Origin of the sequence: Streptomyces niger (assembly GCF_000718305.1) — a bacterium.
GTDB classification, from domain to species: domain Bacteria; phylum Actinomycetota; class Actinomycetes; order Streptomycetales; family Streptomycetaceae; genus Streptomyces; species Streptomyces niger.
On the sequence record NZ_JOFQ01000006.1, the window covers coordinates 22,504 to 48,639 of the forward strand.

The 26,136-nt window shown below is 69.2% G+C and carries 26 protein-coding genes, 1 tRNA gene and 2 pseudogenes; 13 read left to right on the forward strand and 16 right to left on the reverse strand.

What is annotated here, in order from left to right; genetic code table 11:
* The first annotated feature begins 109 nt into the window (after window positions 1-109).
* Together IF20_RS12665 and IF20_RS12670 are read left to right on the forward strand one after the other, a co-directional pair.
* Window positions 110-865: a beta-ketoacyl synthase N-terminal-like domain-containing protein gene (locus tag IF20_RS12665; protein WP_110944111.1), complete on the forward strand. Its 756-nt coding sequence runs from the start codon at window positions 110-112 to the stop codon at window positions 863-865.
* Window positions 866-1,052: 187 nt separating this feature from the next.
* Complete coding sequence (locus IF20_RS12670) at window positions 1,053-2,246, forward strand: cytochrome P450 (RefSeq protein ID WP_052865234.1); 1,194 nt, start codon at window positions 1,053-1,055, stop codon at window positions 2,244-2,246.
* Between the two features lie 36 nt (window positions 2,247-2,282).
* Here IF20_RS12670 and IF20_RS12675 read toward each other — a convergent pair whose 3' ends face one another.
* From IF20_RS12675 to IF20_RS12690, 4 genes are all read right to left on the reverse strand, one after another.
* Complete coding sequence (locus IF20_RS12675) at window positions 2,283-2,624, reverse strand: MerR family transcriptional regulator (RefSeq protein ID WP_052865235.1); 342 nt, start codon at window positions 2,622-2,624, stop codon at window positions 2,283-2,285.
* 318 nt (window positions 2,625-2,942) lie between these two features.
* Complete coding sequence (locus tag IF20_RS12680; protein ID WP_052865236.1) at window positions 2,943-3,254, reverse strand: SCO5918 family protein; 312 nt, start codon at window positions 3,252-3,254, stop codon at window positions 2,943-2,945.
* Between the two features lie 125 nt (window positions 3,255-3,379).
* The gene (locus IF20_RS12685) at window positions 3,380-4,879 is read right to left on the reverse strand and encodes a DEAD/DEAH box helicase (RefSeq protein ID WP_052865237.1); all 1,500 of its coding nucleotides are present in this window, start codon (window positions 4,877-4,879) and stop codon (window positions 3,380-3,382) included.
* 239 nt (window positions 4,880-5,118) lie between these two features.
* Complete coding sequence (locus IF20_RS12690) at window positions 5,119-5,322, reverse strand: cold-shock protein (RefSeq protein WP_052865238.1); 204 nt, start codon at window positions 5,320-5,322, stop codon at window positions 5,119-5,121.
* Window positions 5,323-5,724: 402 nt separating this feature from the next.
* Here IF20_RS12690 and IF20_RS12695 point away from each other — a divergent pair, with 402 nt between their 5' ends.
* Window positions 5,725-6,651, forward strand: coding sequence for a helix-turn-helix domain-containing GNAT family N-acetyltransferase (locus tag IF20_RS12695; protein WP_052865239.1), 927 nt, complete (start codon window positions 5,725-5,727; stop codon window positions 6,649-6,651).
* 19 nt (window positions 6,652-6,670) lie between these two features.
* On the opposite strand, the gene IF20_RS12700 is transcribed toward IF20_RS12695, so the two are convergent.
* The 4 genes from IF20_RS12700 to IF20_RS12715 form a co-directional block, all read right to left on the reverse strand.
* Window positions 6,671-7,048: a hypothetical protein gene (locus tag IF20_RS12700; RefSeq protein ID WP_052865240.1), complete on the reverse strand. Its 378-nt coding sequence runs from the start codon at window positions 7,046-7,048 to the stop codon at window positions 6,671-6,673.
* A gap of 4 nt (window positions 7,049-7,052) precedes the next feature.
* Window positions 7,053-7,304: a hypothetical protein gene (locus tag IF20_RS12705; protein WP_052865241.1), complete on the reverse strand. Its 252-nt coding sequence runs from the start codon at window positions 7,302-7,304 to the stop codon at window positions 7,053-7,055.
* A gap of 427 nt (window positions 7,305-7,731) precedes the next feature.
* Complete coding sequence (locus IF20_RS12710) at window positions 7,732-8,955, reverse strand: glycerate kinase family protein (protein WP_052865242.1); 1,224 nt, start codon at window positions 8,953-8,955, stop codon at window positions 7,732-7,734.
* 95 nt (window positions 8,956-9,050) lie between these two features.
* Entirely contained in the window at window positions 9,051-10,688 is a 1,638-nt protein-coding gene (locus IF20_RS12715; RefSeq protein ID WP_199896574.1) for an SLC13 family permease, read from the reverse strand.
* A 415-nt stretch (window positions 10,689-11,103) separates the two neighbouring features.
* Here IF20_RS12715 and IF20_RS12720 point away from each other — a divergent pair, with 415 nt between their 5' ends.
* The gene (locus IF20_RS12720; protein ID WP_052865510.1) at window positions 11,104-11,772 is read left to right on the forward strand and encodes a DNA alkylation repair protein; all 669 of its coding nucleotides are present in this window, start codon (window positions 11,104-11,106) and stop codon (window positions 11,770-11,772) included.
* A 51-nt stretch (window positions 11,773-11,823) separates the two neighbouring features.
* Here IF20_RS12720 and IF20_RS12725 read toward each other — a convergent pair.
* Window positions 11,824-12,467: pseudogene (locus IF20_RS12725) on the reverse strand (dihydrofolate reductase family protein).
* A 57-nt stretch (window positions 12,468-12,524) separates the two neighbouring features.
* Here IF20_RS12725 and IF20_RS12730 point away from each other — a divergent pair.
* The 3 genes from IF20_RS12730 to shc all read left to right on the forward strand — a co-directional run bounded on the left by IF20_RS12730 (window position 12,525) and on the right by shc (window position 15,816).
* Window positions 12,525-13,052 carry a winged helix-turn-helix transcriptional regulator gene (locus IF20_RS12730; protein ID WP_052865244.1) on the forward strand — a complete coding sequence of 176 codons (528 nt, stop codon included), beginning with the start codon at window positions 12,525-12,527 and terminating at the stop codon, window positions 13,050-13,052.
* A gap of 196 nt (window positions 13,053-13,248) precedes the next feature.
* The gene (locus IF20_RS12735; protein ID WP_052865245.1) at window positions 13,249-13,629 is read left to right on the forward strand and encodes a thiol-disulfide oxidoreductase DCC family protein; all 381 of its coding nucleotides are present in this window, start codon (window positions 13,249-13,251) and stop codon (window positions 13,627-13,629) included.
* 267 nt (window positions 13,630-13,896) lie between these two features.
* Window positions 13,897-15,816: a squalene--hopene cyclase gene (gene shc, locus IF20_RS12745; RefSeq protein WP_052865247.1), complete on the forward strand. Its 1,920-nt coding sequence runs from the start codon at window positions 13,897-13,899 to the stop codon at window positions 15,814-15,816.
* On the opposite strand, the gene IF20_RS12750 is transcribed toward shc, so the two are convergent.
* From IF20_RS12750 to IF20_RS12765, 4 genes are all read right to left on the reverse strand, one after another.
* Complete coding sequence (locus IF20_RS12750; RefSeq protein WP_199896575.1) at window positions 15,776-16,621, reverse strand: hypothetical protein; 846 nt, start codon at window positions 16,619-16,621, stop codon at window positions 15,776-15,778. The two genes, shc and IF20_RS12750, sit on opposite strands and share 41 nt — an antisense overlap.
* Before the next feature lie 28 nt (window positions 16,622-16,649).
* On the reverse strand, window positions 16,650-17,234 hold the full coding sequence (locus IF20_RS12755) for an ABC transporter ATP-binding protein (protein ID WP_052865248.1): 585 nt from the start codon (window positions 17,232-17,234) through the stop codon (window positions 16,650-16,652).
* Between the two features lie 170 nt (window positions 17,235-17,404).
* Window positions 17,405-18,304, reverse strand: coding sequence for a UbiA family prenyltransferase (locus IF20_RS12760; RefSeq protein ID WP_052865249.1), 900 nt, complete (start codon window positions 18,302-18,304; stop codon window positions 17,405-17,407).
* A 73-nt stretch (window positions 18,305-18,377) separates the two neighbouring features.
* Window positions 18,378-19,445, reverse strand: coding sequence for a polyprenyl synthetase family protein (locus IF20_RS12765; RefSeq protein ID WP_052865250.1), 1,068 nt, complete (start codon window positions 19,443-19,445; stop codon window positions 18,378-18,380).
* 537 nt (window positions 19,446-19,982) lie between these two features.
* Between IF20_RS12765 and IF20_RS12770 the strand changes: the two genes are divergently transcribed.
* From IF20_RS12770 to IF20_RS12775, 4 genes and pseudogenes are all read left to right on the forward strand, one after another.
* Entirely contained in the window at window positions 19,983-20,627 is a 645-nt protein-coding gene (locus tag IF20_RS12770) for a class I SAM-dependent methyltransferase (RefSeq protein ID WP_110944114.1), read from the forward strand.
* A gap of 249 nt (window positions 20,628-20,876) precedes the next feature.
* Window positions 20,877-20,981: pseudogene (locus IF20_RS37635) on the forward strand (MerR family transcriptional regulator); the annotation flags it as partial.
* 1 nt (window position 20,982) lies between these two features.
* Complete coding sequence (locus IF20_RS40470) at window positions 20,983-21,105, forward strand: hypothetical protein (protein ID WP_267881127.1); 123 nt, start codon at window positions 20,983-20,985, stop codon at window positions 21,103-21,105.
* A gap of 257 nt (window positions 21,106-21,362) precedes the next feature.
* A complete protein-coding gene (locus IF20_RS12775) occupies window positions 21,363-21,746 on the forward strand; it encodes a hypothetical protein (protein ID WP_199896576.1) in 384 nt (127 codons plus the stop codon).
* Between the two features lie 86 nt (window positions 21,747-21,832).
* On the opposite strand, the gene IF20_RS12780 is transcribed toward IF20_RS12775, so the two are convergent.
* Together IF20_RS12780 and IF20_RS12785 are read right to left on the reverse strand one after the other, a co-directional pair.
* Entirely contained in the window at window positions 21,833-22,312 is a 480-nt protein-coding gene (locus IF20_RS12780; protein WP_234426628.1) for an SRPBCC family protein, read from the reverse strand.
* 202 nt (window positions 22,313-22,514) lie between these two features.
* On the reverse strand, window positions 22,515-23,186 hold the full coding sequence (locus IF20_RS12785) for a DUF4097 family beta strand repeat-containing protein (protein WP_052865254.1): 672 nt from the start codon (window positions 23,184-23,186) through the stop codon (window positions 22,515-22,517).
* A 236-nt stretch (window positions 23,187-23,422) separates the two neighbouring features.
* Here IF20_RS12785 and IF20_RS12790 point away from each other — a divergent pair, with 236 nt between their 5' ends.
* Window positions 23,423-24,169, forward strand: coding sequence for a GbsR/MarR family transcriptional regulator (locus IF20_RS12790; protein WP_052865255.1), 747 nt, complete (start codon window positions 23,423-23,425; stop codon window positions 24,167-24,169).
* A 198-nt stretch (window positions 24,170-24,367) separates the two neighbouring features.
* Window positions 24,368-24,441 (forward strand) — tRNA-Met (locus IF20_RS12795).
* Window positions 24,442-24,672: 231 nt separating this feature from the next.
* Here the strand turns inward: IF20_RS12795 and eno are convergent.
* Window positions 24,673-25,950 (reverse strand): phosphopyruvate hydratase, encoded by a 1,278-nt coding sequence (eno, locus tag IF20_RS12800; RefSeq protein WP_052865256.1) that lies wholly within the window; start codon window positions 25,948-25,950, stop codon window positions 24,673-24,675.
* Window positions 25,951-26,136 lie beyond the last annotated feature (186 nt).

The window sequence follows — 26,136 nt, forward strand, 5'->3', positions numbered from 1 at the left end:
GTACGCCGGTGTGCTGCCGCGCGCGGTGCGTTTGTCCTTCGTGGATCACCGGCCGGATGAACAAATGGCCCGGTATCACAGGATGTGAAAGCGCTGTGGGGGGCGGGCCGTGCGTGGCCGCCCCCGGCTTTCTCCGGGGCGAGGACGGACGATCCATGAGTGCGGAAGCCGACGTGACGGAGCCGGGAGCGGGCGGGGACGAGCCCGTTGCGGTCGTGGGAGCGGCCTGCCGGTTCCCCGGGGAGCCGGCTCCCTGACCTCGCTGTGGCGGATGCTTCTGGCCCGCCGGGACACCGTGCGGGAGGTGCCGGCGGAACGCTCGGAGCAGGCGGAACTGGCCGGCCTGCCGGCCGGGATCGCGGCCCGGCTGCGTTACGGCTGCTTCCTGGAGGAGGACGTCTACGCCTACGACCCGGAGTTCTTCGGGATCAACGCGCAGGAAGCGCCGTGGGTGGACCCGGAGCACCGATTGCCCTCGGAGGTGGCCTGGGAAGCCCTCGAACACGCCGGCCTCCCGGTCAACGGGCTGTCGGGCCCGACCGGCATGTTCTTCGGGATCTACCAGAAGGACTACATGCAGCGGATGCAGCGGCCCTTGGAAGAGGTCAACGCCTACGCCATGTACACCGGCCGCCCTGACTCGTGTCCCCTCGCTCTGGCAGCAACTCGACACCTACATCGCCGGCGACCTCAGCGTCGCCGACATCATGACCACTCCCCTGGCCCGCACCGCCACCACCCTGGGAACCCTGCTGCCCCGCAGACCGGCGGACGACCACGCCCTCGCGTGAGAGGAACTGACCGGCGTGCGCTCCACACTCCCGGGACCGTCGCGCGCCACACTGCGACGCACCGCCTCCCCTGACACACCATCAGCATTGCCTTTGTCGCCATCCATTGCAACGCATTCATTGCATTCATTCGCAGCGCCATTGCACCAATTTTCCCCAACTCACCTGGGGGAACGCCTTTTAGCGCGTTGACGCCCCCATGAACGCAACGTAGCTTTCGCTCAACGGCAAACGCGCACTATCGCGAATTGAGGAACGGCCATGAGCGAATCCCTCCACACCGTCCCGGCGCTGCCCACGACGACGCGCCCGTCCGGCTGCCCCTTCGACCCGCCGGCGGAGCTGATCGACGCCCGCAGTCACGGCCCCATCAGCCGCTACATCCACCCCGGCGGCAAACCCGGCTGGCTGATCACCGGTTACGACCTGGTCAGATCCGTCCTCGCCGACCCGCGTTTCAGCTCGCGCAAGGAGCTGCTGAACGTGGTCGACTTCGAAATCCCGCCCGCCCCGCCCGGCGAGTTCCTCCTCATGGACGACCCGCAGCACCGGCGCTACCGGAAGCCGCTGATGGGCAAGTTCACCGTACGGCGGATGCGGCTGCTCACCGAGCGCATCGAGCAGATCACCGCCGAGTGTCTGGACGCCATGGAGCAGGCCGGACCGCAGACGGACCTGGTGACCGCGTTCGCCAAGCCCATTCCCGCCATCGCCATATGCGAGCTGCTGGGAGTGCCGTATGAAGATCGCGGCTCCTTCCAGGAGCAGATCGACTCGTTCATGAACGGGGAGACCAGCGACGAGGATCTGATGGCGGCGTACACCGCAGTCCAGGAGTACCTCGCGGAACTGGTGGTCGCCAAGCGCGCGAACCCCACCGACGACGTACTCAGCGAACTGACCGACAGCGATCTGACCGACGAAGAACTGAAGGGGATCGGCCTGATTCTGCTGTCGGCCGGGTTCGACACCACCGCGAACATGCTGGCGCTGGGCACTTTCGCACTGCTGCAGAATCCGACGCAGCTGGCCGCGCTGCGCGCCGAACCGGAGCTCGCCGACCGGGCCGTGGACGAGCTGCTGCGGTACCTGAGCGTCGCCAAGCAGTTCTGGCGGACGGCGCTGGAGGACGTCGAGCTGGGCGGCCAGACCATCAAGGCCGGCACAACGGTCGCCCTCTCGTACAACACCGCCAACCGCGACCCGGAGCGGTTCACCGATCCCCACGTACTCGACCTGCGGAGGCAGGAGGGTGGGCACCTGGCCTTCGGCCACGGCATTCACCAGTGCCTGGGGCAGCAACTGGCCCGTGTCGAGATGCGGGTGGCGTTCACCGCGCTGTTCAACCGCTTCCCCACACTGCGCCTGGCCGTACCGGCCGAGCAGGTCGCGCTACGCCCGGAAGCCGCCGACATCTACGGGGTGAAGAGCCTCCCGGTCACCTGGGACGTATGACCGCAAGCCGGGAGGGGGACGGCGGAGTGATGCGGTTCAGGGGGTCTCCGGCTGCGGGTCGGTGGCGCGGGCGCGCAGTTCTTCGTTGATGCGCTGGGCCTCTTCGAGCTGGTCCTCGAGGATGATGATGCGGCAGGCCGCTTCGATCTGGGTCCCGGCATCGACGAGTTCGCGGGCGCGGGCAGCGATGCGCAACTGGTACCGGGAGTAGCGGCGGTGGCCGCCCTCGGAACGCAACGGTGTGATCAGGCGGTGCTCGCCGAGGGTGCGGAGGAAGGCGGGGGTGGTGCCGAGCATTTCGGCGGCCCGGCCCATGGTGTAGGCGGGGTAATCATCGTCGTCGAACTTGTCGGCGACGTGGGTACTGCGAGGGGGCATAGACCTCTTCTTTCGGGAACACGTAGGACGCTACACCTGGCACTCACCCGCGTCTACTTTCAGCATGACAGGTTTTCTGCAGGCCACAGCGGTGTTTTTCAGCGACGGCCGTACCGCCGCCCCTGCCGACGGTACGCCTGCTCCCGCTCAGCGGCGGGAGTGGGCGGAACGCAGTGAGGGCCCGACCGGTGTGACCGGTCGGGCCCTCACTGCTCTTCTCTGCCGACTTCTTCTGCCGACTCTGCTCTGTCGACTCTTCTGCCGACTCTGCTCTGTCGACTTATGGCTTTGCGGCCTCAGTCGGACACCTTGACGAGCTCAGTCGGACAGGGGGTTGCCGAGTATGGCGGAAGCCCGCTGGAACGGGCTGGAGACGTCCGCGGAGGGTTGCGTCTGGATCTGGCTGCTGCAGGTGAAGCCGAGCCGCGTCATGGCCCGGACGACTTCGCCGGCACTGAAATCACGGCGGTCCTGCCCGGTGATCACCGCGCCCACCTGCTTGACGGGGTAGGTGCGGCGGCCGATGACCACGGTCTCACCGGTCGCCGGTTCGGGCTCCACGCCCTTCATCGACTCCAGCACACCGTGCTTGGTGAGGTCGAAGGGGAAGCGGGCGATGATGCAACGCATGTGTGCCTCACAGGGAAGAGGAAGCGAACCTGACGGAGGAAGGCAGTTCAGTGCGGAACGGCCGGGGCACCACCCGGGGCCGTACCGCGGCGTCAGCGTGGGTGATCTTGGTGATCACGAAGGAATCAGGCCGCCACATCGGTGGCGGCGGACGGTGCGGGCCCGCGCCGGGTCGCCGATGCGGGACGGCGCCGGCCACGGGAGCGGGCGGACGCGCTGCGCTTGGGCCGTTCGGTCACCGGTGCGGTGACGACCACCGGAATGCCGGACGGAGTCCGGGCGCCGGTGATGCGGCTCAGCGCCTCTTCACCGGAGCGGACCCGGGTGGTCTGCGGGGTGACGCCCGCGGCCGCCATGAGACGCGTCATGTTGCGCCGCTGCTTCGGGATGACCAGCGTGACCACACTGCCGGACTCACCGGCGCGGGCGGTGCGGCCGCCGCGGTGCAGGTAATCCTTGTGGTCGGTCGGCGGGTCGACGTTGACGACGAGGTCGAGGTTGTCGATGTGGATGCCGCGCGCCGCGACGTTCGTGGCGACGAGCACGGTGACGTGACCGGTCTTGAACTGTTCCAGCGTGCGCGTGCGCTGGGACTGGGACTTCCCCGCATGGAGGGACGCCGCGCGTACGCCGTTGTTCAGCAGATGCTTGGTCAGGCGATCGGCGGAGTGCCTGGTGTCCAGGAACATGATCACGCGGCCGTCGCGGGCCGCGATCTCCGTGGTGACGGCGTGCTTGTCGGCGCCGTCGACGTGCAGCACGTGGTGCTCCATCGTCGTGACCGCACCGGCGGACGGGTCGACGGAGTGGACCACCGGGTCGCTCAGGTAGCGGCGGACCAGCAGGTCGACGTTGCGGTCCAGCGTGGCGGAGAACAGCATCCGCTGGCCGTCGGGACGCACCTGGTTGAGCAGCGCGGTGACCTGCGGCATGAAGCCCATGTCGGCCATCTGGTCGGCCTCGTCCAGCACCGTGACGGCCACCTGGCTCAGCACGCAGTCGCCCCGCTCGATGAGGTCCTTCAGCCGCCCGGGCGTCGCGACAACGACCTCCGCACCGCCTTGCAGCGCGCGGGCCTGCCTGCCGATCGGCATGCCACCGACGACCGTGGCCAGCCGCAGCTTCACCGAGCGGGCGTACGGGGTCAGCGCGCTGGTCACCTGCTGTGCCAGCTCACGCGTCGGTACGAGGACCAGGCCCAGCGGCCGACGGGGCTCGGCGCGCCGGCCGGCCGTGCGGGCCAGCAGCGCCAGCCCGAAGGCGAGGGTCTTGCCGGAGCCGGTACGCCCGCGGCCCAGTACGTCGCGGCCCGCGAGGGAGTTCGGCAGCGTCGCGCCCTGGATCGGGAACGGCTCGGTGACACCCTCCGAGGCGAGTGCGGTCAGCAGCTGCTCGGGCATGTCGAGAGCGGCGAAGTCGTTCACGGCGGGCAGCGCCGGCGTGACCGTCTCGGGGAGAGCGAACTCGCCATGGGCCACGACGGGCCGACGGCTGGTACCACCCGAGCGGTTCGTCCCGCCGGAGCGCCTGGGGGCCGACGAACCGGGCCGACCGCCGCCCTTTCCAGGATTGGCGCCACCGTTACGGGCGCGGGAAAAGCGGTCGTTCGTGCGTGTGCGATTCAAGAGGAACCTTCCTCGATACGGCACACCTCAAGAAATCTCGCAGCAAGAGAACGGCGCGGAGAATTGCAAGAATGAGCCGAGTGGAACGCGAAAGCGAAGCTAACCGGCGAAAAAGCCGGCGGTAACGTGGCTGTCGCCCGGGGGCGCACTCCGGAAGTGACCGCAGTGCGGAAAAACTCCTACAGCTGAGGCCCGCACCCCGAAGGATGCGGGCCTCAGCTGCAAAGTACGCGTCAGCGTCAGGCAGAGACGATGTTCTCCGCCGTCGGGCCCTTCTGGCCCTGCGCGATGTCGAAGGTCACCTTCTGGCCCTCGCGCAGCTCGCGGAAGCCCTGGGCGACGATGTTCGAGTAGTGGGCGAACACGTCAGCGCCGCCGTCCTCCTGCTCGATGAACCCGAAACCCTTTTCGGCGTTGAACCACTTCACGGTACCAGCGGCCATGTCATTTCTCCTTTGGGGCAGTGAGCCGGCATCCACACTGCGCGGATGCCATGTCGCCGCGATGATCACCCCGACCGGAAATGACCGGAAGTACAAAAACGCTCCCCTAATCGCGCAGAAGCCGACTGGAGGGCGTGAAGTTTTGGGAACCACAACTGCAACTGGAACCAACAGTAGCACGCCGCGACCGCCGCCGTACGCCGACGGAATCCACTCCGCTTGTTACGGCAAAAACTCTGTCCGAGCGGCCTGGAAAATCCTCATCCGGCGAGCACAGATATTGAATACTCGAAGCCTGGCGTTCCGGCGCCGCCGGGTCCCCGTCCCCGTCCCCGCCCTCGTCCAGGAAGGCTCGCCCAGGCAGCTTTGACCCGTCCGTCATTACCTGACTAAGGTCAGGGAATGACGGATGAGCAGGTCAAGCAAGCCGAACAGAACGGGCAGGTCGAGCAGGTACGGCGCTTCAACCGGACGGTCGCCGAGCGGGTCGGAGTGCTGCACGACCACTACCTGGGCGGTGCCCGCCCCTACGGGCAGGCCCGGCTGCTCTGGCAGATCGGCGACGAGGGCACGCACGACGTCCGCGACGTACGGGCCCGGCTCGGCCTGGACTCCGGCTACGTCAGCCGGCTCCTGCGGGCGCTCGAACGCGACGGCCTCGTCGCCGTCGAGCCCCACCCCGGCGACCGGCGCGTACGCACCGTGCGGCTGACCGAAGCCGGACGCGAGGAGCGCGCCCTCCTCGACGACCGCAGCGACGCTCTCGCCACCTCGCTCCTCGCCCCGCTCGACGCCCGCCAGCGGGACCGGCTGACCTCGGCGATGGCCGAGGTCGAACGGTTGCTGACCGCCTCGGTGGTCTCCGTGGAAGTGCTCGACCCCGACCATCCGGACGCCGTGTACTGCCTGCGGTCCTACGCCGCCGAACTGCAGGAGATCTTCGACAGCGGCTTCGATCCCGCACACAGCCGGCTGCCCGACCCGGGGGAGCTGCGCGCGCCTCGCGGCCTGTTCCTCGTCGCCCACCTGCACGGCGAGCCGGTGGGCTGCGCCGGTCTCAAGCTGCCGGCCGGAGCCCCCGCCGAGATCAAACGCCTGTGGGTCTGCCCCGGCGCACGAGGACTCGGCCTGGCCCGGCGCCTGCTGTCCGAACTCGAGGAACGCGCCGCCCGACACGGCAGCGAGCTGGTCCGGCTCGACACCAACAAGGCCCTGAAAGCAGCCACCCGGCTCTACCGCAACAGCGGTTACACCGAGGTCCCCGCCTTCAACGACGAGCCCTACGCCCACCACTGGTTCGAGAAGCGGCTCACCCCGGTCACGCGATAGGGACGAGGGCCGGTCAAGCTCAGACGCGCCAGCCGCGGATCCGCTCGGCTGCCGCGAAGACGTCACAGCTTCCGGTGAGCAGTTCCTGGGCGAGGGTGACGAGATCGCCGTAGGGCGGGTCGATGCCCTCGCCCGAGGCGTACATGTACGCGAGCGTGATCGCGCAGGCGTACCGGACGTTGTATGCCGGCAGCGCCTTGAGGAGCAGCAGGGTCTGGAGAAGGGCGGCCGCACGCCATGCCGCGTCGGAGTCGATGCCGAGCCGGGGCGGGTCGACGCGGTGACGCGCGACGGCAGCCACCAGGGCGGAGAAGTCGGCGACCGCGGTCTGCTCGGGCAGCGCGTTCTCGTACTGCTGGAGCAGCCAGCGGACGTCGATGTGGAGGACGGGCGCCATGGGTCTAGGCGGCTCGGCCCTTCGGGCCCGCGGTCGGGCCGTCATCGATGCCGGCGGCTGCGATGGCCTCGGCAAGTGCGGGGTCGGCGAAGCGGCGTTGGAACTCCTGCGCAGCGGCCTTCCTGGCCCGGTGCAGGGCTATGGCGTCGGCCGTGGCGGAGCGTACGAACGCCTTCATCGGCACGCCGGTCTCCTGGGCGATCTCCCGCAGGTCCGCGAGGTCCTGCTCGGGGAAATCCACGTTGAGAGCAGACATGGTCCAACGGTAGAGCTCCGGTACCGACAGGGCAAGACCCGCAGGTCAGAGACCACATGGTGCGGTACCTCGCGGAACAACCGGCCGGAGAGGGGTGTTCGGCTCCTGAGGTGGTCAGCCATTCGGGAGGGCGCTGCCCGGCTGGCCCGCGGTCCGGCGCGGGAGAGGGAGTGGAGGAGATCCGCGCCGGAGAAGGAGGGTCGGGCCGGTTGTCCGAACGGTTCGGGGAAGCATCTTGGCTCCCTCCAACAAACATGATCACCCAAATGGGTGACAGTTCGACTGTATGCAGCGAAACTCCTCCATTCAGGGTCGAACCGGTCTGTCCGAGTGATCCGGCGACGACGTCATCTCCGCGTACCGCGGCGGGTGCGGGGGGGGGCTGCGGTAAGGGGCAGGGGGACTGGGAGCGGGTCAGCTGCGAACCTCACCCCGCGGTGGTTGCCGGCTGGCTGCCGGTGACCGGCGGGAGGGGGTCGCCGACAGGGAGTGGGGGCTCGCTGAGGCGGGTGCCGACGAGAACCATGCGCAGGGCCTGCTCGGCGGCGTCGGACAGCAGTGCGGCGGTGCTGTCCATGGCCTCGCGGTGGGACATGGGGCCGGAGAGGATGGAGGCGTAGGCGTCGATGCCGACCGGATGAGTCTGTGCGGCGCCGTGCCCGATGATGCCGGCCAGGGCGATGACCTGTTTTCCCTGCCGTTTGGCGCGGCGGGCGACCTCGGCCGGGATCTTGCCGCGCGGTGTCTGGTGGTCCAGTGCCCCTTCCGCGGTGATGACCAGGTCGGCCAGGGCCAGCTGCGCGTCGAGTTCGGCGTAGCCCGGCAGGACGTCGAAGCGGGGTAGCAGCCGGGCGCCGAGGGCGGCGGCCAGGCCGGCGCCGAGTCCGCCGGAGGCCCCACCGCCCGGCATGAGCCGTACGTCCGTACCGCACCGACGTTCCAGCAGCGCGGCCCAGTGGTCCATGGCCGATGCCAGCTCCTCCACTTGGGCGGGGGTAGCTCCTTTCTGCGGTCCGAAGGTCCGGGCGACGCCGCCCTCGCCGGTCAGTAGGTTGTAGGGATTGCAGGCGACGAAGATCTCGGTACCGGTCAAACGTACGTCCAGGCCGTCGAGTTCCAGGGTGTGGGCGCGGAGCAGCCCGCTGCCGCCCACGGGTACCTGGCGTCCGTCGGCGTCGAGCACGCGGGCGCCCAGCGCGGTCAGGGCGCCCGCGCCGCCGTCGCAGGTGCCCGAATCGCCGCATCCCACCACGATCCGTCGGCAGCGCTGGTCGAGGGCGGCACGGATCAGTTCCCCGACCCCGTAGGTGGTGGTGCGGCCGGGGTCCCGGGCGTCGTCCGGTACGAGTGCGAGCCCGGCCGCGGCGGCCATTTCGACGACCGCGGTCGGCGGGCCCCCGCCGCCCAGGACGGCGATGTGGGAGGGGACGGCGGCCCCGGTGGGCCCGGTGACCGTCACCGGCACCAGCCGGCCGCCGGTGGCGGCGGCCAGCGTACGGGCGGTGCCCTCGCCGCCGTCGACCAAAGGCACGGCCGCGACGCAGGCCTCGGGCAGTACGCGCCGGATCCCGCCGCTGATCGCCGCACCGACCGCTTCGACGGACAGGGATTCCTTGAAGCCGCTGGGGGCGACCAGAACTCGCAAGAACATGAGTCTTTCCCGTTTCCTCAGCGGCGGTCCCGTTCGGGGCCGCCGTCTCGTACGCGCGTCTCTTATGCGCGTCTCTTACGCGCGTCGCGGTGTGTTCAGCGCAGGGGCAGGCCCAGCCAGGGCCAGATGGTCAGGGCGCAGCCGACGGTCACCGCGGCGGTGACCGGGCCGAGCCAGGCCGACAGGCGCAGCAGGTCCCGTTCGCCGAAGACCGGCCCGCCGCCGCTCTGGGCGAACAGCGCGAGCGGCTTGGCCGACGCGACGGTGGTGTGGCAGAACCCGGCCGCCGCAGTCGAGGCGAAGGCCAACGCGGCCGGCTGCAGGCCCGCGGTCGACGCCAGCGGGATGACCAGCGGCACCAGCACCGACGACCGCGCCGAACGTGACTGGAGCATCAGATGGGAGGCCGCACTGACCACGACGACGGCCACCAGGACCATCCCCGGACTCGCGGCAGCGGGGAAGACCAAGGAGGTGAGCCAGTCGGCCGCTCCCGAGGAGGCCAGTGCGCCGCCCAGCACGGTCGTGGTCACCATGAACAGCAGCAACGACCACGGCACCGCGTCGAGCGCCGCCGAGATGCCGATGGTGCCCCACCTGGGCGCGGTGATCATGACCGCACCGGCCAGTGCCGTGACGGCGGGCGGGATGCCGTGCAGGGCCTCGGTACACCACAGGACGACGACCACGAGGAGAACAGCACCGGCCCGAGCCTGATCGCGCCCCAACCGTCTCAGCCATCCCGACCCCACCGATCGTCCGAGCCGTCCTTGTCGTCCCGGGCCCACCGGTCGTCCGGGGCGTCGCGGCTCCGCTTCGCGCATCGCTTCACCCCGCGATCCGATCTTCGCCCCCGCTTCCGCCTCCGCCTCCGCCTCGGCCACCTGTTCGCCGCTCGCCGCTGAGTCGTCGCGCACGCGCACCAACGGCGCGCGGCGCTCCTCGCGGTCGGTCATCGTCCGCAGCAACCCCTCCGTCGCCAGGTGGGAGCAGATCAGGGCGAACGGCAGCCCCAGCACCAGCCACCTCACGTAGCTGATGCCGCCGCCGGCCGTGCCGGCCAGTAGCTGGCTGGTGATGAGGTGGGCGCCCGCACCGGTCAGCGTTGCCATGGCGGACAGCAGCACCACCGTGGGAAACAGCAGGGACAGGGCGCGTACGACCGTGACACGTTCCTGTATCGATGCGGCCAGCGCTACGAAGACGGGAAGCACCAGGGCCGCCCGGCCCGCGGTCGCCGGAAGGGCGAAGGCCGTGAGCACCAGCACCCCGGCCACCAAGTGGAACAGCTGCCGTACCGTACGGGCGCGGGCGCACAGGGCCAGGGCCACGCGGGCCGGCAGCCCCGTCGCGCCGATGCCTGCCGCCAGGACGAAAGCGGCGATCAGCAACCACACCGTCTCGTCCCCGAGCCCGGCGAAGAGCCGCGCCGGCGCCACAACCCCGGCGGCGATGAGCATCAGTACGGCGATCAGCCCGACGAAGGTGGCATCGCCCCGGCCGGACACCCACGCCAGAGTGGCCCCGACGAACACCGTCAACGCGATCGCTCCCGGCACGGGCGGCCCCGCACCCGACCAGACGGTGGCGAGTGCGGCGACCACTGCCAGCACGACGGCTGCCCACATGAGTGAGGAGGACTGCTTGAGGATTCCGGACAGCACTGTGGTGGCCCTGCCGGAGGCCTCGGAGACCTGCAGCAGGCCACACATTCGCTTGTACAGCTGTTGCACGATGGATTTCCCTGGTCGGTCCCGGTGTGATGCCGAGCAGCGGCCAGCGACGACCGGCCGGCGCCGGACACGACGCGAACGTCATGCGCAACGCCGTGCGGGAGGCCGGAACGGTGTCGGTGACCGGCAGCGTGAAGCGACCGCACGCCGGCCCGCCCATCTGACCTCCCACGACAATCGGTACCACAGTCCGACAATCACGACATCTGCGATCGTGGGCAAGGGTTCCCACTCCGCCCCCGGACGTCTCCCTGCTTCACCCGACCGCCACCGCTCGACGTACTGCAGCGGTCTGACGAGGTCGGCGGCCGTCGGCCCCGCACCGCCTCCGCATCGGCACGTGCGGCAGGAGGCCGTCGGCCGGCATAGGGTGGTTGTCGCACGTGAGGAGCGGGAGGCCGAGGTGACCGAGCCGATGGTGGCCGAGGTGATGGCCGAGCTGGCCGATCTCGACAACCCGAAGACGCGCAGGGTGAACGAGAAGCACGGTGACGATCACGGTGTGAACCTCAGCGCACTGCGCGCGATCGCGAAGCGGCTCAAGACGCAGCAGGAACTGGCGTGTCAGCTCTGGGAGACAGGTGACACCGCGGCAAGGCTGCTGGCCCTCCTGATCTGCCGCCCGAAGGCGTTTGGGCGGGACGAGTTGGACGCCATGCTGCGCGAGGCGCGCGCTCCCAAAGTGCAGGACTGGCTCGTGAACTACGTGGTGAAGAAGAGCCCGCACTCCGAAGAGTTGCGCGTGGCCTGGACCGCAGACCCGGATCCGGTGGTCGCCGGCGCCGGCTGGGCGCTGACCACCGAGCGTGTGGCGAAGAAACCCGAGGGCCTCGACCTCGCGGGGCTGCTCGATGTCATCGAAGCGGAGATGAGGGACGCCCCGGATCGCCTGCAGTGGGCGATGAACCACTGCCTGGCTCGGATCGGGATCGAGCACGCCGAGTACCGCGCCCGCGCCCTCGGCATCGGGGAGCGCCTGGAGGTACTCAAGGACTATCCGACCTCCCCTGGCTGCACGTCTCCGTACGCGCCCGTCTGGATCACCGAGATGGTGCGCCGGCAGCAGGACGAGACGGCGAGCTGACCGGACGCGACGCAGGACGGTGACTCGGCCCCGCGCTCTCCTCTCCGCCGGTCACCGACGCCAGAAGAAGTGATGTACCACGCCACTCGGGCTCGGGATCTGCTCCAGGTGGAAGCGGTCGGTGAGCTCCTCGGGGCTCGCCCACAGCCGTTCACCGCGGCCGAGTTCGACCGGCGCAACGGCGACGTGCATCGTGTCGACGAGATCGGCGTCGAGGAACTCCCGGACAGTGGCGACGCCGCCGCCGATGCGCACGTCCTTGCCCTCCGCGGCGTCGAAGGCCCTGGCCAGCGCGTCCTTCGGTGACGCCTCGAGGAAGTGGAACGTGGTGTCGCCCAGCGTGATGGACGGCCGCTCGTGATGGGTGAGAACGAACACCGGCGTATGGAAGGGGGCTCGTCGCCCCACCATCCTTGCCAGTCGTAGTCCTCCCAGGGGCCGCGCTGCGGACCGAACTTGTTGCGGCCCATGATCTCGGCGCCGACGTTGCGGGAGAAGTCGCGCGTGCAGTAGTCGTCGAGGCCGTAGGTGCCTCCGGGATCGGTACGGGTCGGAGCGTGCGCGGTGGCGCCCGACCAGAAGAAGAGCGCGGCCGGGTCAGCGTGACCGAACGGCCGCTCAAGGGACTGCCCCTCCCCCGCACCGTATCCGTCGCTGGAGACGCTGAAGTTGTGAACGCGGACAAGCTGTGCCACAGCTACCCCCTCTGGTTGCAATCCGCAATCGGTTGGCAGCCTAGCTAGACTGCCCTCATGCTGCAACCAGTTGCCCAGGAGAAGCTCCCCGTCCCCGCGGGTAAGTCGGGCTGCCCGATCAACATGTCGATCGAACTCCTCGGAGACAGATGGAGCCTCATCGTCCTGCGGGACATCATGTTCGGCGGCAGCACCCACTTCCGCGAGCTGCTCAACGCGTCCATCGAGGGCATAGCGTCCAACATCCTCGCCAGCCGCCTCACGAAACTGGTCGACGCGGGCCTCCTCACCCGTCACGACGACCCGAGCCACCGGCAGAAGGTCGCCTACCACCTCACCGAGGCATCGATCCAGCTGGTTCCGGTGCTGGCCCAACTGGCCGCGTGGGGAGCCCGTTGGCTCGATACGACGCCCGAACTGACGGTCCGGGCCGAGCTACTGGCCGCCGGCGGCCCCCCGCTGCGGGAACGCTTCATGACCGAGCTCCGCGCCACCCACCTCGAAGGAGCGGCAGTACCGACGGACGGCGTCCTCGCGGAGCTGACCGCCGCCTACCACGAAGCAACTGCCGAGCGCGCGCACTGAGGGGCACGCACCCGTCCATACGGCCACACCGTGCCGTCTCCCCTCGCCTTCGAGCCCACAGCACGCCGGCCGGTCAGCGCAGCGGCCGCACGGATCTCGCCCACGCGCCCCCCCTGCGGACTGCGCGGACTGCTCGGCTTCCCGCTCGCCGCCCCTGGTCACCGCGCTCCCCCGCTTCAAGACGCATGATGAATTCATGCGAACTCGACCCGTGCTGGTCTACGACGGAGACTGCGGCTTCTGCACATCCTCGGTGCGGCTCATCGAGCGGCACCTTCGGCCGCGTTGCGACATCACTCCGTGGCAGCGCGCCACCCTCGCCTCCTTCGGTGTCTCACAGCGCCGGGCCGAGCACGAGGCGCTGTGGGTGACACCGACGAACACGGTTTACGGTGGCGCGCAGGCCGTCGCGAAAGTGCTGCTGAGTGCGGGCAAAGGGTGGGCCGTCCTGGGAGCGGTGCTCACCCTGCCGCCGGTGCGCTGGATGGCCCACGGCGTCTACCGGCTCATCTCCGACAACCGCCAACGGCTCCCCGGTGGCACCCCGGCCTGCGCGCTACCCCCACATCGGCAGTAGGTCGACGGCACACAAGTTCTCCAGTGACAGTCCGGTGGCATACGGGAGCAACCGTAGCCAGCACTCGGAGCCCGCTCGGTCCGAGCCGGCGTCCCGGCTCACCCGGTCCGAGCCGGCGTCCTGGCTCACCCGGGCGCCCTCCCGGCGTCGCAGCGCGCGGCTTTCCGTGAGGCGGATGCGTGACTCCCCGCGCGTCCGCGTGTACTCCACTGCCCCCTATCGATAGTTTCGCGGCATATCCGACCATCGGTGACGTACGGGAGTGCCATGACGACGACAGCTGACGACACGTCACGGGTGGCGGACGACGCTCCCGAGGCAGCGGCTCGGCGGGCGGTGCGGCGCGCCACGGAGCACCTGCTGGCCCGGCAGCACTCCGAGGGGTGGTGGAAGGAGCCCTTCCGGACGGACGTGAGCTATGACGCCCACGACGTGTTCCTGCGGCAGCTCCTCGGCGTGGTGGACGACCGAGTGGTCGCTGCGAGCGGCCGGTGGATCCGTTCCCAGCAGAGCGCGGACGGTTCCTGGCCCCTGGTCTTCGACGGCGCGGGGCATCTGGGCGTCACCATCCAGGCGTACGTGGCGCTCCGGTTCGCCGGTGACCAGCCGGATGAGGACCATATGCGCCGGTGCGCGGCGTGGGTACGCGAACAGGGCGGCGTCGCCGCCGCACAGCTGACGGCACGGGTGTGGCTTGCCATGTTCGGCTGGTGGAGCTGGGACGACCTGCCCGAAATCCCACCACACATCATGGCCCTGCCCACCTGGGCGCCCCTGAACATCTACTCCTTCAGCTCCGTGATGCGTCCGGCACTCGTGGCGCTCGCCGTCATCAGCGCACACCGGCCCGTGCGCCCGGCCCCCTTCGGCATCGACGAACTCTTCGCCACGTCCGCCACCTCGGCGGACACCCACTCGGCGGCCGGCGCCCGCGAGCGGGTCTTCGCGGGCCTGAACACGGCGCTGCGCGCCTCTCTGCAGGTCACTCCCCGGCCCGTACGAAGGACCGCCACGCGCGCGTGTGCCCGCTGGCTCATCGAGCGTCAGGAAGTGGACGGCAGCTGGGGCGCGTGCACCCCGATGACCATCTGGGCGATGCTCGCCCTGCACCTGCAGGGTTACGCATCGGACCACCCGGTCCTCAAGGCCGCCTGGCGCTACTTGGCGGAGTGCGACGCCTGGCCCGAGAAGGACGTGCGGGAGATCCAGACCGTCCACAGCCCGGTCTGGGACACCTGCCTGTCCATCAACGCGCTGCTCGACGCAGGACTCGCCGCCGACCACCCCGCGCTGGTCAAGGCCGCCGACTGGCTGCTCACCCGGCAGGCCGACCGACCCGGCGACTGGACCGTGCGGCGGCCCGGGCTCGCCCCCGGCGGCTGGGCCTTCCAGTTCCACAACCGCAGCTACCCCGATCTCGACGACACCTCCGAGGTGGTCCTCGCACTGTGCGGCGTCGCGCATCCCGAACCGTCGCGCATCGATGCCGCGGTACGCAAGGCGGTGCGGTGGAGCCTCGGCATGCAAGGCAAGGACGGCGGGTGGTCGGCCTTCGACGCCGACAACACCAGCACCCTCCCCGGCAAACTGCCCTTCTTCGACTTCGGCGAGTACTGCGTCGACCCACCCACCGCCGACGTCACCGCCCACGTGGTCGAGATGCTGGCCGCCCGCGGAATGGAGCGCGATCCTCGCACCCGGCGCGCCGTCCGCTGGCTGCTCCGGCAGCAGGAGACGACCGGTTCGTGGTACGGGCGCTGGGGCGTGAACCACCTCTACGGCACCGGGTGCGTGGTGCCGGCCCTCATCGCCGCCGGAGTCCCGCGCGGCCACGACTCCGTACGGCGCGCAGTCGGCTGGCTGGTGTCCGTACAGAACGCGGACGGCGGTTGGGGCGAGGACTGGGAGTCCTACGAGGATCCGGCGCGCGCCGGCCGTGGGCCGTCCACCCCTTCACAAACCGCCTGGGCGCTGCTGGCGCTGCTGGCCGCGGGGGAGCACGACAGTGCCGCGGTCCGGGCCGGGGTGTGCTGGCTGACCGAGCGGCAGACGGATGCCGGCTCCTGGTACGAGCCGCAGTTCACGGGCGTGCTCGTCCCTGGGGCCGTGGCCGCGCAGTACGGGCACTACGCGCGCGTCTTTCCCCTCATGGCACTGGGCCGCTACGTCCGGAGCCAAGGGGCGTGAACCGGCCCCCGCCGGCGGGGGTGGCCCCGATGCCCGGGCTCGTGCCCACCTCGCAGTGGGAGCGGCTGCGGGCATGGAGGCCCAGCAGGGCCAGCGCCCCGGCGCCGGCGGACCAGGCGAGTGAGAGCAGCCCGTAGGACCAGGGTGTGGAGGTGGTGAACGCGGCGGCCAGCGCCAGCTGATTGGCCCCGTACAGGGGGAAGACCGCCAGGGCGGACAGGTCGGCCACGTTGAGGACGGGGTTCTGCAGGCCGGTGTCGACCAGGCTGAGCATGATGACGAGGAAGAAGCCTTCCAGTTCACCGCGGACCAATGAGCCCAGCAGCAGGCCGATACCGCCGTAGGCCAGGCCTGCGCCGAGGACCGCGAGGGCCAGGGGTCCCAGTTGGCGTACCGGTAGGGAGACCCACAGTACGGCCGTGGTGTACAGCGCCAGGAGCGCGGCGATGAGGGCGACGGCGGCGCCCTTCGCCAGCAACATCGGGACGCGGGGGTAGCCGGCCAGTATCAGTCGGCGGTCCACTCCCCCGGCCTTGAACGTCTGCATGAACGTCACGAACCCGGTGACCAGGGTGACGGCGGCGAGCGCGTTGGCCACCTGGCTGACCTGATTCGCCCGGGCGAGGACGCCGCTGCCGGCGGAGTCCAGCGAGAAACGCAGCACTTGGTCCGAGGCGCACAGCCGCGCCACGGCGATCCAGCCGGGGAGGAACACGATCGTCAGGAGCAAGGCCAGCCGGTTGCGCAAGTGGCTCAGCAGGGTGCAACGCAGCATCTCGGTGAAAGCCGCCCAGTGCAGCCTCACCGGGTGAGCTCCTCGCCGACACGCCACATCAGGTGAGCTCCTCGCTGTCGAGGCGGCCTTCGTGCAGGCGACCGACCGCGTCGAATCGGGCCAGGTCGTGCAGGAGGTGGGAGACCACGATGACGGACCGCCCCTGGTCGCGCAGGTCGGCGGCGAGGGACCAGAAGCGTTGGTGGGTGTCCCAGTCGAAACCCTGGTAGGGCTCGTCCAGCACCAACAGCTTCGGATCGTGCATCAGGGCGAGCAGCAGATTCAGCTTCTGCCGCGTCCCGCCACTGAGTTCTCCGGCCCGCTGCCGCCTGCAGTCGGTCACCGCCAGGAGGTCCATCAGCTCGTGAGCGCGGTCCAGCGTCGGCAGCCGGTAGGCCACCTGGAACAGCCGCAGGTGCTGCCCGACGGTGAACGAGTCGTTGAGTACGGCACGCTGCGGGCAGTACCCCACTGCGCCGGTCCGCACCACGGTGCCCCGGTCGGGCGTCAGCTCTCCCACCGCGATCCGCAGCAGTGTGCTCTTGCCCGCACCGTTCTCGCCGACGATGCCGGTCAACGTCCCCGCGGGCACGTCGAGGTCGACGCCGCGCAGTACCTGCCTGCGCCCGTACGCCTTCCACACGTCACTGATCCGCAGCCGTGACTGCCGCTGTGCCTGTCGTTCCGTCTGCCGTTCCGCCTGTCGCTGTGAGTGTTGTTCCGTCTGTCGGGGTGACTGTCGCTGTGACTGTCGTTCCGTCTGTCGCTGTGGCCGTCGTTGCATTACCACTGCCCGCACGTCGGTTCCCTTGGTCAGCGAAGTGTGTAGATGGAGGCGGCGAGGGCGAGTGTGTACCACTGTTCCACCAGACGGTAGGTGCGTCGGTCGTGCGCCAGGCAGCGGAACAGCACCACCCGGGCCGCCAGGAGCAGGCTCAGACTCCCGAGCAGTACGTCCGTCGCGACGATCCACCAGTAGGGGCCGGCGGGTGCCATCAGGAAGTGGTGGATGGCGACGGGGCCGACGGCGAAGCCGATGCACAGGAAGATCCGGGTACGCGTCTCTCCGAGGACCAACGGCATGGTGGAGCGGTTGACCGCGCGGTCACCGTTGATGTCGCGGAGGTCCTGGACGGACATCAGAAGGGTCACGGTGACCGTCAGTGTCACGATCCAGCGCCAGGCATACGGCGTGAGGACACCGACGATCTCCCAGGCAGCCGCCAGCTGGGCGACGACTCCGATACCGGCGTAGAGGTTCCTGCCCAGCCAGTGCCGACCCCAGCCGTACTCGTGCTGGAGCAGGGAGAGGATCTGCCACAGCAGGGCCCACTTCAGGATGCCCAGGCAGTAGCCGTACACGGGGAAGGTGACCCGGACGGCGATCAGCCGCAGCCGGGCGCCGCGGAGGGTGCTGTGGCCGGTGACCAGTGGCCGGAAGGGTTTGTTGATGCGGTCCTCGTCCACTCCGACGAGCTGGTTGGCCAGTGTGTGCTCGTAGACGAACAGCCAGAAGTACAGCGCGCCCAGACCGACGGAGACCGCGGTCTCGTAAGGGGACAGCCGCGCGTTGACGGTGGCCGCCATGACGAAGCAGGTGGCGGGGAAGACGGTGGTCCAGCGGTCGGTGCGGATGAAGAGCCAGCTCAGATGGATCTCGCGCCAGGCGCTCTGCAGGATCGCTGTGGGGGCGCGCGTGGTCAGGGTGGTCATTGCTCGGCTCCGTACTCCGTACTCCGTGCTCCGTGCTCGGGCAGGTGGTTCTGGGCTGCGTGCTTCATCGGCCTCATGCCGTGCGGTGAACGGTCGCCTCCGCGACGGTTTCCAGCGTGTGGGCCACGCCCGGCGGGAAGGGAGCGGCGGCCAAGGCGTCCAGGGCCTGCCGGTACCGCTCTTCGATCATCTGCTCCACCGCGGCCCGGGCCCCGGTGCGTGTGAGGATGTCACGGGCCTCCGCCGCTTCACGCTCCCCCAGCCGGGGATTGCCGATCAAAGCGCGCAGCCGGCGGGCCTGGACGGGCTCGGCGGCGCGGAGGGCGTGGGCGATGAGACTGGTGCACTTGCCTTCGCGCAGGTCGTCGAGGCGCGACTTGCCCGTCCGGTCCGGGTCGCCGAACACTCCGAGTACGTCGTCCCGGAGTTGGAACGCCTCGCCCAGCGGCACGCCGTAGGCGCTGCAGGCGTCCATGACCTGATGTCCGGCGCCGGCGAGGGCGGCTCCCACCTGCAAGGGTCGCTCGACGGTGTATTTGGCCGTCTTGTAGCGGAGGACGGTCAGCGTGGTCTCGACGCTGACATCGAGATCGCCGGTGACGAGCAGGTCCAGGTGTTGACCCGCGATCAGCTCACTCCGCGCGAGGTCGACGCAGCGCAGTACGGCGGCCCGGTGGGCGTCCGGCATGGGCGTGGTGTGCAGCAGTTCGTCCGACCAGACGAGGGCGAGATCCCCCACGAGAATGGCTCCACTGATCCCGAACTGATCAGCCATGGAGGGCAGTTTATGGTTCCTGGCCAGCTGCCGATGCACGGTGGCCCGCCCACGACGGCTGTCGGCCGCGTCCATGATGTCGTCGTGAATGAGCGCGCACGCGTGCGCCAGCTCGATGGAAGCGGCCAGTCGGACTGCGCCCGCGGGGTCTCCCTGACCGCCTGCCGCATGCCATCCGGCCACACACAACAGCGGCCGAAACCGCTTCCCGCCGTCACTGAATTCCCGCAGCAGGAGAGCGAGCGCCGCCTGGCCGGGCACGGTGGCGGTGCGCGCCTTCTCCGTCAGGAATTCCTGGAGCAGGCCGTCGATGTCCGCGCGGGGAGCGAAGAAGTCGGACGCGGCCGTCAGCGCTCTAGCGCTCATGAGGGAAACGCGGTCGGCACGGACACGGCAGGCTTATTGTCCATTTATCCGATCTTTCGGTAGGCACGGTACGCGCCCAGCCGGAATGCAGACGCGAGTGCAATGAGTGCGAGGTGAAGCTACGCATAAATGCCCTTCATGTCCAGTTATCATCCATTTGGCGCGATTCGTTATCAGATCATCAGGACAAGGCGTGCCGTGCCAGCCAGTACGAGGGCACCGCAAGCACATTCAGCACGCCTGTACGAATGCGCGATCCCTGTGGCGATCCCTGTGGCGATCCCCGCGATCGGGTAGCTCGGTAATGCTGCGGCTCATTGCGGAGGCGCTCGGCGCGGAAAGCCCGCGAGGTCGCCGCACGCCTCGCACGCCACCCGTTCGCACGCCGAGGACGTGCAGAGCCCCTGCCGCGCGAGACCTCAGCCCCGCCCGCGCGGGACCTCAGCCCCGCCTGCGCGGGACCTCAGCCCCGCCTGCGCGGGACTGAAGTGTGCACGCACCTGTTCCGCCGGCGAGCGGATGCTATTTTCCTTCCCCGTGACGGGATACCAGGACGAGACCAGAGCGGCCTACGACGGGGTCGTCGAACTCTATGCGTCGTTGTTCGCCGACCGGTTGGAGACGCAGCCGTTCTCGCGAAACATGATCGGCACCTTCGCCGAGCTGGTACGCGCGACGGGGAACCCGCGGGCGGCCGACGTCGGATGCGGACCTGGTCATCTCACGGCCATGCTGCACGATCTGGGCCTGGAGGCCTTCGGGCTCGACCTCTCCCCGGGCATGGTCGAGCACGCCCGGCGAGCCCATCCGGAGCTGCGGTTCGACGAGGCACGGATGGAGGCCCTGCCGGTCGAGGACGACACGCTCGGCGGCGTGCTGTCCCACTACTCGATGATCCATACCCCGCCCGAGGAATTGCCCGCGTTGCTCGCCGAGCCGGTACGTGTCCTGGCACCCGGCGGCCTGCTCCTGGTCTCGTTCTTCGCGACGGACGGGCCGGAGCCGGTCCGCTTCGACCACAAGGTGGCGCCCGCCTACAGCTGGCCGGTGGACCGGTTCGCCGAGTTGCTGGCCGGGGCCGGCCTCGTCCCCTTCGCCCGGTTGCTCCACGATCCGGCCTCCGAACGGGGTTTCCTCGACGCCCACTTGCTGGCCCGCCTCCCCTCTGCCCAACGTCCTTGACGAACACGATGCCGTCGCCGTCCGCCAGGCGTGCCGGGTCGAGCGGAGAGTAGCCGAACCAAGAGGATGCGCGGTGCGTAGGCCTCGTAGCGCCGAGGGCGTTGGCGAGCCGCTGGGCAACAACCACACAGCTGCCACCTGCCCCCGGGAGTACGGCTTTCCGCCCCCGGGGAGTACGGGTTCGTACAGGGCCCCTCGACGGTGTCCGGCGGTGGCGCATCCAGCGCCCCCATCCGCATGGTGCTCTTACTGGAAGACCGCCTCCCCGACTGGCACGGCCGGCTGCCCGCCCGCGGGCGAGCGATGCTGAACGGCGCCGCAGAGCTGGAGGCGTACCTCCGCGAGCGCGAATGACATGTCGATCGCCACCGAGCGCGTCGCTCGACGACGGCACCACCCGGACGAGGGGACCGGCCACATCGACCGGGTGACAGTCACCCGTCCGGTGAACCAGGAGTCGGCCCGCGGCGTCTGGTGAGCCATGAAGGCTGAACCGCACCCGCCCGATCCCGACGCAGGCGCCGAGGAGGCGACCACCATCGACGCACAAGCACAGACAGCCGCCACCGCCACCACCGCCACCGCCGTCGCGCCAGCGAACCTGCAACGCCCTGGGCGGGCCAGGCGGGCCAGCTGGGCCCGGGACCCGGCGCTGCCGTACCGAACGGACGCCCGGCAAGGGTGGCGTGCCAGTACGCGTGGCGCCGGTTCGTGTTGCCGAACTGGAAGAGCGGCTTGACCAGCCTCGGCCAGTGGCAGCTGTATGACACGGTCTGCGGCGCGGTGACGACGGGCTGGGCACTCATCCTGCCGCGTGTGACAGCCGAGGAAGGGCTCCCTATCGGCTTGCTGTGGCTGACCACGCCGGAAACCCCCTTGGGACCGGCACTGACCATCACGGAGGATCAGCGTATCGGTCTGCTGCTCTTCACCGGGTCGCCATACGGCCACCAGGCCGTGCACGGTCCGGTCGGCGCCCGCATCGGCGAGGAGCTGAGCGTCTGTACCGGCCTGTCGGTGGCGGTAACCGGCTGTCTCATGCCGCATGGCTGCGGCTGGTCAGTGGTCTGGCGGAGGTGTTGCCGACGAATCGGACAGGCTTCCGTGGCACAAGGCTGAAACACGCCGGGGCACCGGGCCGCCGGAGCACCGGAGCACCGGAGCACCGGAGCACCGGAGCACCGACGACAACCTAGGTCGACGCTTCACCTGCTGGCTGCCAGCTCGGCCAGGTGGTGCAGCGAGTTGGTGAGATGCTCAGGGCCGAACGGCGGGAACCGGAGGTACTCCCGGATGGACCGTGGCACCGCCGACCAGTCGTAAGTGAGCGTGACCGCCGTCTCGGACGGGCCGAGCGGCGAAAGGTCATAACGCCAGAACCAACCGCCGAACTCCAGGTGACCGTCGTCCTTCTCCTCCCCCGTCAACCAGCCGATGGCGCGGGGCGGGGCGAGCACCTGGACCTTGTTGGCCACCTGGTAGTCGCCGTCGGGATGGTTCGGGTGATACATGGCCATCCGGAAAACCTGCCCCACATCGGTCAGCAGCGCCCGGTCGACAGGCTCCTGGACCCAGCCGGTGCCATCGATCGCAGCATGGGTCGTCGGGTCCGTCAGCACCGCGAACACCTTCGCGGCGGGCTCGGCGACCGTGAGGGTCACACTCACGTGGTCCTGGTCCACCATGTGCACGCCCCTTTTTCTCTCGTCTCGACTCTTTCTCGTCTCTCCCCTCTCGGCTTCCCACTCGTTGCGTCAACGGTAGTAGCCGTGACGTGCGACCCAGGTACCTGTCTTCGGCTCTTCGACGAGGCGTCCGGCACCACGGTGCCGTGCAGCCCGAACGGCCGGCGCATCCCCCGACGCGCCGGCCGTGCGCGACGCTTCGTCAGAGGGCGCGGGCGGTGATGTCCCCGTACGCGGTGGTCGCGTGGATGTTCAGGCCGGCGGCACCACCGTCGGTGTTCTTGAGTGCGTTGTGGACCCGACCGTAGGTAGTGCCTGCGTCGAGAGTGGCGCTGACTCCGCGAGCGGCACCGACCGAGATTTCGCCGTGCCCGGTGCGCAACGTGACCGTTCCGCGCACGGCCTCGGTGATGTGGATGTCACCCTTTTGCGTGCTGACCTCCGCCGAGCCGCCCAGGCGGCCGACCGAGACGTCGCCCTCGAGGAGGGTGAGGCGCGCGTTCGCGACCTCATCGAGCTTGACCGAAGCCTGCGCGCTCTCGAAGGTGACGTCGCCGAGCCGTCCCACTCCTCGGAACTCGGCACTGGCCGCCTTCGCCTCGACCCGGGAGTCAGCGGGCAGTTGGATGGTCACCTCGACGGACCCGGGAGCACCGACGAGCCGGTTCTTCGCCGCGGAGGCCTCGATCCGCAGGACACCATCGCCGTACGCGACCTCGATCTGCTCCGCCGCCTTCACGTCACGGCCCTTCGAGGCGTCCGCGGGCAGTACCTCGACCACGGTGTCGGCCCGATCGGCGGCGATGAATCTGACGTGTCCCGCGGGGATGTCGAGGACGGCGGTCACCGGGGCGGGAGTGTCGAACTTCTGCATTGTGTACTCCTTCGACTCACTGTTTCCGATGCACAAAACGCTACGTTGCATTCACCTAATAGGCAACACTCTCGTCGCGAGAAAACCCTGTTATTGCAGCTAGTTGCCACAAAACCATTGCAATGACATGCAGAGTAACGCAACAACTCACTACCGGTTCGTTGCAATGGATTGGAGGTGAACGCTATGTTGGAGACTCCAGGATCACGAGGGAACGCATCGCGGAGGAGATCTGAATGCCGGGCGGCAGGCTCACCCAGCAGGAACGCCAGCAGATCGCGCTGGGATTGGCCGACGACCTCTCCTACGCGGAGATCGCCAGGCGCCTGGACCGCCCGACCTCGACGGTCACGCGGGAGGTGATGCGTAACGGCGGCCCCACCACCTACCGCGCCGATCTGGCCCACCGTGCCACCGAACGCCGCGCCCACCGGCGCAAGCAGGCAGTACCCCAAAGGGCGGGGACGCCCGAGCAGCAGACTCACGGGCGCGACGCCGAGGCCGTACGTGAGTACGAGGAGGTGCTCACCACCGTCCTCATGCAATCGGGCACGCCCAAGATGATGGCTCGGGTACTGGCCTGCCTCTACATCAGCGACGCGGGCAGCCTCACCGCAGCCGAACTCGTGCAGCACCTGCACGTCAGCCCGGCGTCCGTCTCCAAAGCCATCGCGTACCTGGAGGGCCAGGGGCTGGTCCGCCGAGAACGCGACGAAGGCCGCCGCGAGCGCTACGTCGTCGACGACGACGTCTGGTACCAATCCATGCTGGCCAGCGCCCGCGGCACCGCCCACCTCGCCGAGACCGCACGACAGGGCGTCAGCGTCCTCGGTCCCGACACCCCGGCCGCCGCTCGACTCGAAAACATCGCCCGCTTCGTCGACTTCGTCTCCGAGAGCATAGTTCGCGCCGCGGTCCAGGCCCGCGAAGTCCTCCACACCCCACCACAAAGGACCTCGAACGGCTCCCCCGGCTCTACCTGATTGCCGATCAGCTCACGGGCGCGGCGAACGCAACAACGGCACCTTCAGTGGTCGCAACCAGTGGCGCATGTGCCGGCCGCCGCGCTGTCGGCCGTCTTGCACCGGCAAACGCTGCGCATGGTCAGTCGCCACTGATTTCCCGGTACCGACTCCCCGATTAGGTGTGGTGGCGGGTATCGCATAGAGTTGCGGTACCGACGCGGGGTGGAGCAGCTCGGTAGCTCGCTGGGCTCATAACCCAGAGGTCGCAGGTTCAAATCCTGTCCCCGCTACTTGCCCCTGGGCCCGCCGGAATGTGTTCCGGCGGGCCCAGGGTCATGCGCGAGGGCCAGTGGCCAGATGCGGGAAGGCGGTCATCTCAGAGGGCGGTGTCCAGTCCGTTCCCCACCCCAACCTGACCTGTCATCCCCCACTCCCCCACTCATCCCCTCATCCCGCTCATCCCCTCATCATCACACCGACGACCGCTCTGTCCCGTCGTCGCGGCAAGCAGCGTTGCGGTATCAGCGGCGCAGCGCTGCCGCGCCCGCGTACTGAGCGCTGTCGCCCAACTGCTCCTCGATACGGATCAGTTGATTGTACTTCGCGGTGCGGTCGGAGCGGGACAGCGATCCGGTCTTTATCTGGCCGCAGCCCGTGGCCACCGCCAGGTCCGCAATCGTTGTGTCCTCCGTCTCTCCCGAGCGGTGCGACATGACGACGGTGTAGCCCGCCCGGTGAGCGGCGTTGACCGTGGCCAGAGCCTCCGTCAGGGTGCCGATCTGGTTGACCTTCACCAGGATCGAGTTGGCGACGCCGGAGTCGATGCCCTCGCGCAGAAGGGTTTCATTCGTACAGAACACGTCGTCGCCGGTGAGCTGGCAGCGCGCACCGACCCGTGCGGTCAGATCCTGCCACCCCGCCATGTCGTCCTCCGCCATCGGATCCTCGATCGACACGATGGGGTAGGCGTCGATCAACTTGATCAGGTAGTCGGCGTTTTCGGCGGGCGTGCGCTGCACTCCTTCCCCGGTGTAGTCGTAGACGCCCGCACGGAAGAACTCGGACGACGCCGGGTCCATGACCAGACCGATGTCCGTGCCCGGCCGGTAACCCGTGCGCTCCACGGCGGCCACCACGAAGTCGAGGGCCTCCTCGGCGGTGCGCAGAGCGGGCGCGAAGCCGCCCTCGTCGCCCACGCCCGTGGAGTGCCCGGCGGCGAGGAGGTCGCGGCGCAGGGTGTGGAAGATCTCGGACCCCATCCGTACGGCCTCGGCGAAGGACTCCGCGCCGATCGGGGCGATCATGAACTCCTGGAAGTCCAGCGGATTGTCGGCGTGCGCGCCCCCGTTGACGATGTTCATCATCGGTACGGGCAGCAGCCGGGCGCCGGAGCCGCCGAGGTAGCGGTAGAGCGGCAGGCGGTGCGCGGCGGCCGCGGCCTTGGCGGCGGCCAGGGAGACACCGAGGATCGCATTGGCGCCGAGCCTGGACTTGCCGGGGGTGCCGTCCGTGGCGACGAGCACGGCGTCGAGACCGGCCTGATCCTCGGCCTCGCGACCGGTGACGGCGGCCGCAAGTTCCGTGTTGACGTGGCGTACCGCGTGGTCGACGCCCTTGCCGTGCCAGCGGGCCGGGTCGCCGTCGCGGAGTTCGACGGCCTCGCGGGCGCCGGTCGAAGCGCCGGAGGGGACCGCGGCGCGGCCCAGGGATCCATCCGCGAGCTCCACATCCACTTCGACGGTGGGGTTGCCCCTGCTGTCGAGGATGCGGCGGCCGGTGACGGAGGTGATGGCGGTCATGGGAGTCCTTCCCCTTGTCGCATGCGTGCCGGGGCTCGGCTGCGGCGACGGTGACGCGGGGCCCGGCGCGGAACACTCTACAGCCATGCTGTGCAGTTGCACTGTTTAGTTTGGCTGTTTAGTTTGGCTGTTCAGCTGAGCTGTTCAGATCATCTGTTTAGTTTTGCTGTGTAGCTACGCTGCGTT

Bases quoted from the DNA above. Each gene is read 5' to 3' on its own strand.
- IF20_RS12670 (WP_052865234.1), top strand. From the start codon at position 1,053: ATGAGCGAATCCCTCCACACCGTCCCGGCGCTGCCCACGACGACGCGC.
- IF20_RS12675 (WP_052865235.1), bottom strand. From the start codon at position 2,624: ATGCCCCCTCGCAGTACCCACGTCGCCGACAAGTTCGACGACGATGAT.
- IF20_RS12680 (WP_052865236.1), bottom strand. From the start codon at position 3,254: ATGCGTTGCATCATCGCCCGCTTCCCCTTCGACCTCACCAAGCACGGT.
- IF20_RS12690 (WP_052865238.1), bottom strand. From the start codon at position 5,322: ATGGCCGCTGGTACCGTGAAGTGGTTCAACGCCGAAAAGGGTTTCGGG.
- IF20_RS12695 (WP_052865239.1), top strand. From the start codon at position 5,725: ATGACGGATGAGCAGGTCAAGCAAGCCGAACAGAACGGGCAGGTCGAG.
- IF20_RS12700 (WP_052865240.1), bottom strand. From the start codon at position 7,048: ATGGCGCCCGTCCTCCACATCGACGTCCGCTGGCTGCTCCAGCAGTAC.
- IF20_RS12705 (WP_052865241.1), bottom strand. From the start codon at position 7,304: ATGTCTGCTCTCAACGTGGATTTCCCCGAGCAGGACCTCGCGGACCTG.
- IF20_RS12710 (WP_052865242.1), bottom strand. From the start codon at position 8,955: ATGTTCTTGCGAGTTCTGGTCGCCCCCAGCGGCTTCAAGGAATCCCTG.
- IF20_RS12720 (WP_052865510.1), top strand. From the start codon at position 11,104: ATGGTGGCCGAGGTGATGGCCGAGCTGGCCGATCTCGACAACCCGAAG.
- IF20_RS12730 (WP_052865244.1), top strand. From the start codon at position 12,525: ATGCTGCAACCAGTTGCCCAGGAGAAGCTCCCCGTCCCCGCGGGTAAG.
- IF20_RS12735 (WP_052865245.1), top strand. From the start codon at position 13,249: ATGCGAACTCGACCCGTGCTGGTCTACGACGGAGACTGCGGCTTCTGC.
- shc (WP_052865247.1), top strand. From the start codon at position 13,897: ATGACGACGACAGCTGACGACACGTCACGGGTGGCGGACGACGCTCCC.
- IF20_RS12760 (WP_052865249.1), bottom strand. From the start codon at position 18,304: ATGACCACCCTGACCACGCGCGCCCCCACAGCGATCCTGCAGAGCGCC.
- IF20_RS12765 (WP_052865250.1), bottom strand. From the start codon at position 19,445: ATGAGCGCTAGAGCGCTGACGGCCGCGTCCGACTTCTTCGCTCCCCGC.
- IF20_RS40470 (WP_267881127.1), top strand. From the start codon at position 20,983: ATGTCGATCGCCACCGAGCGCGTCGCTCGACGACGGCACCACCCGGAC.
- IF20_RS12780 (WP_234426628.1), bottom strand. From the start codon at position 22,312: ATGGTGGACCAGGACCACGTGAGTGTGACCCTCACGGTCGCCGAGCCC.
- IF20_RS12785 (WP_052865254.1), bottom strand. From the start codon at position 23,186: ATGCAGAAGTTCGACACTCCCGCCCCGGTGACCGCCGTCCTCGACATC.
- IF20_RS12790 (WP_052865255.1), top strand. From the start codon at position 23,423: ATGCCGGGCGGCAGGCTCACCCAGCAGGAACGCCAGCAGATCGCGCTG.
- eno (WP_052865256.1), bottom strand. From the start codon at position 25,950: ATGACCGCCATCACCTCCGTCACCGGCCGCCGCATCCTCGACAGCAGG.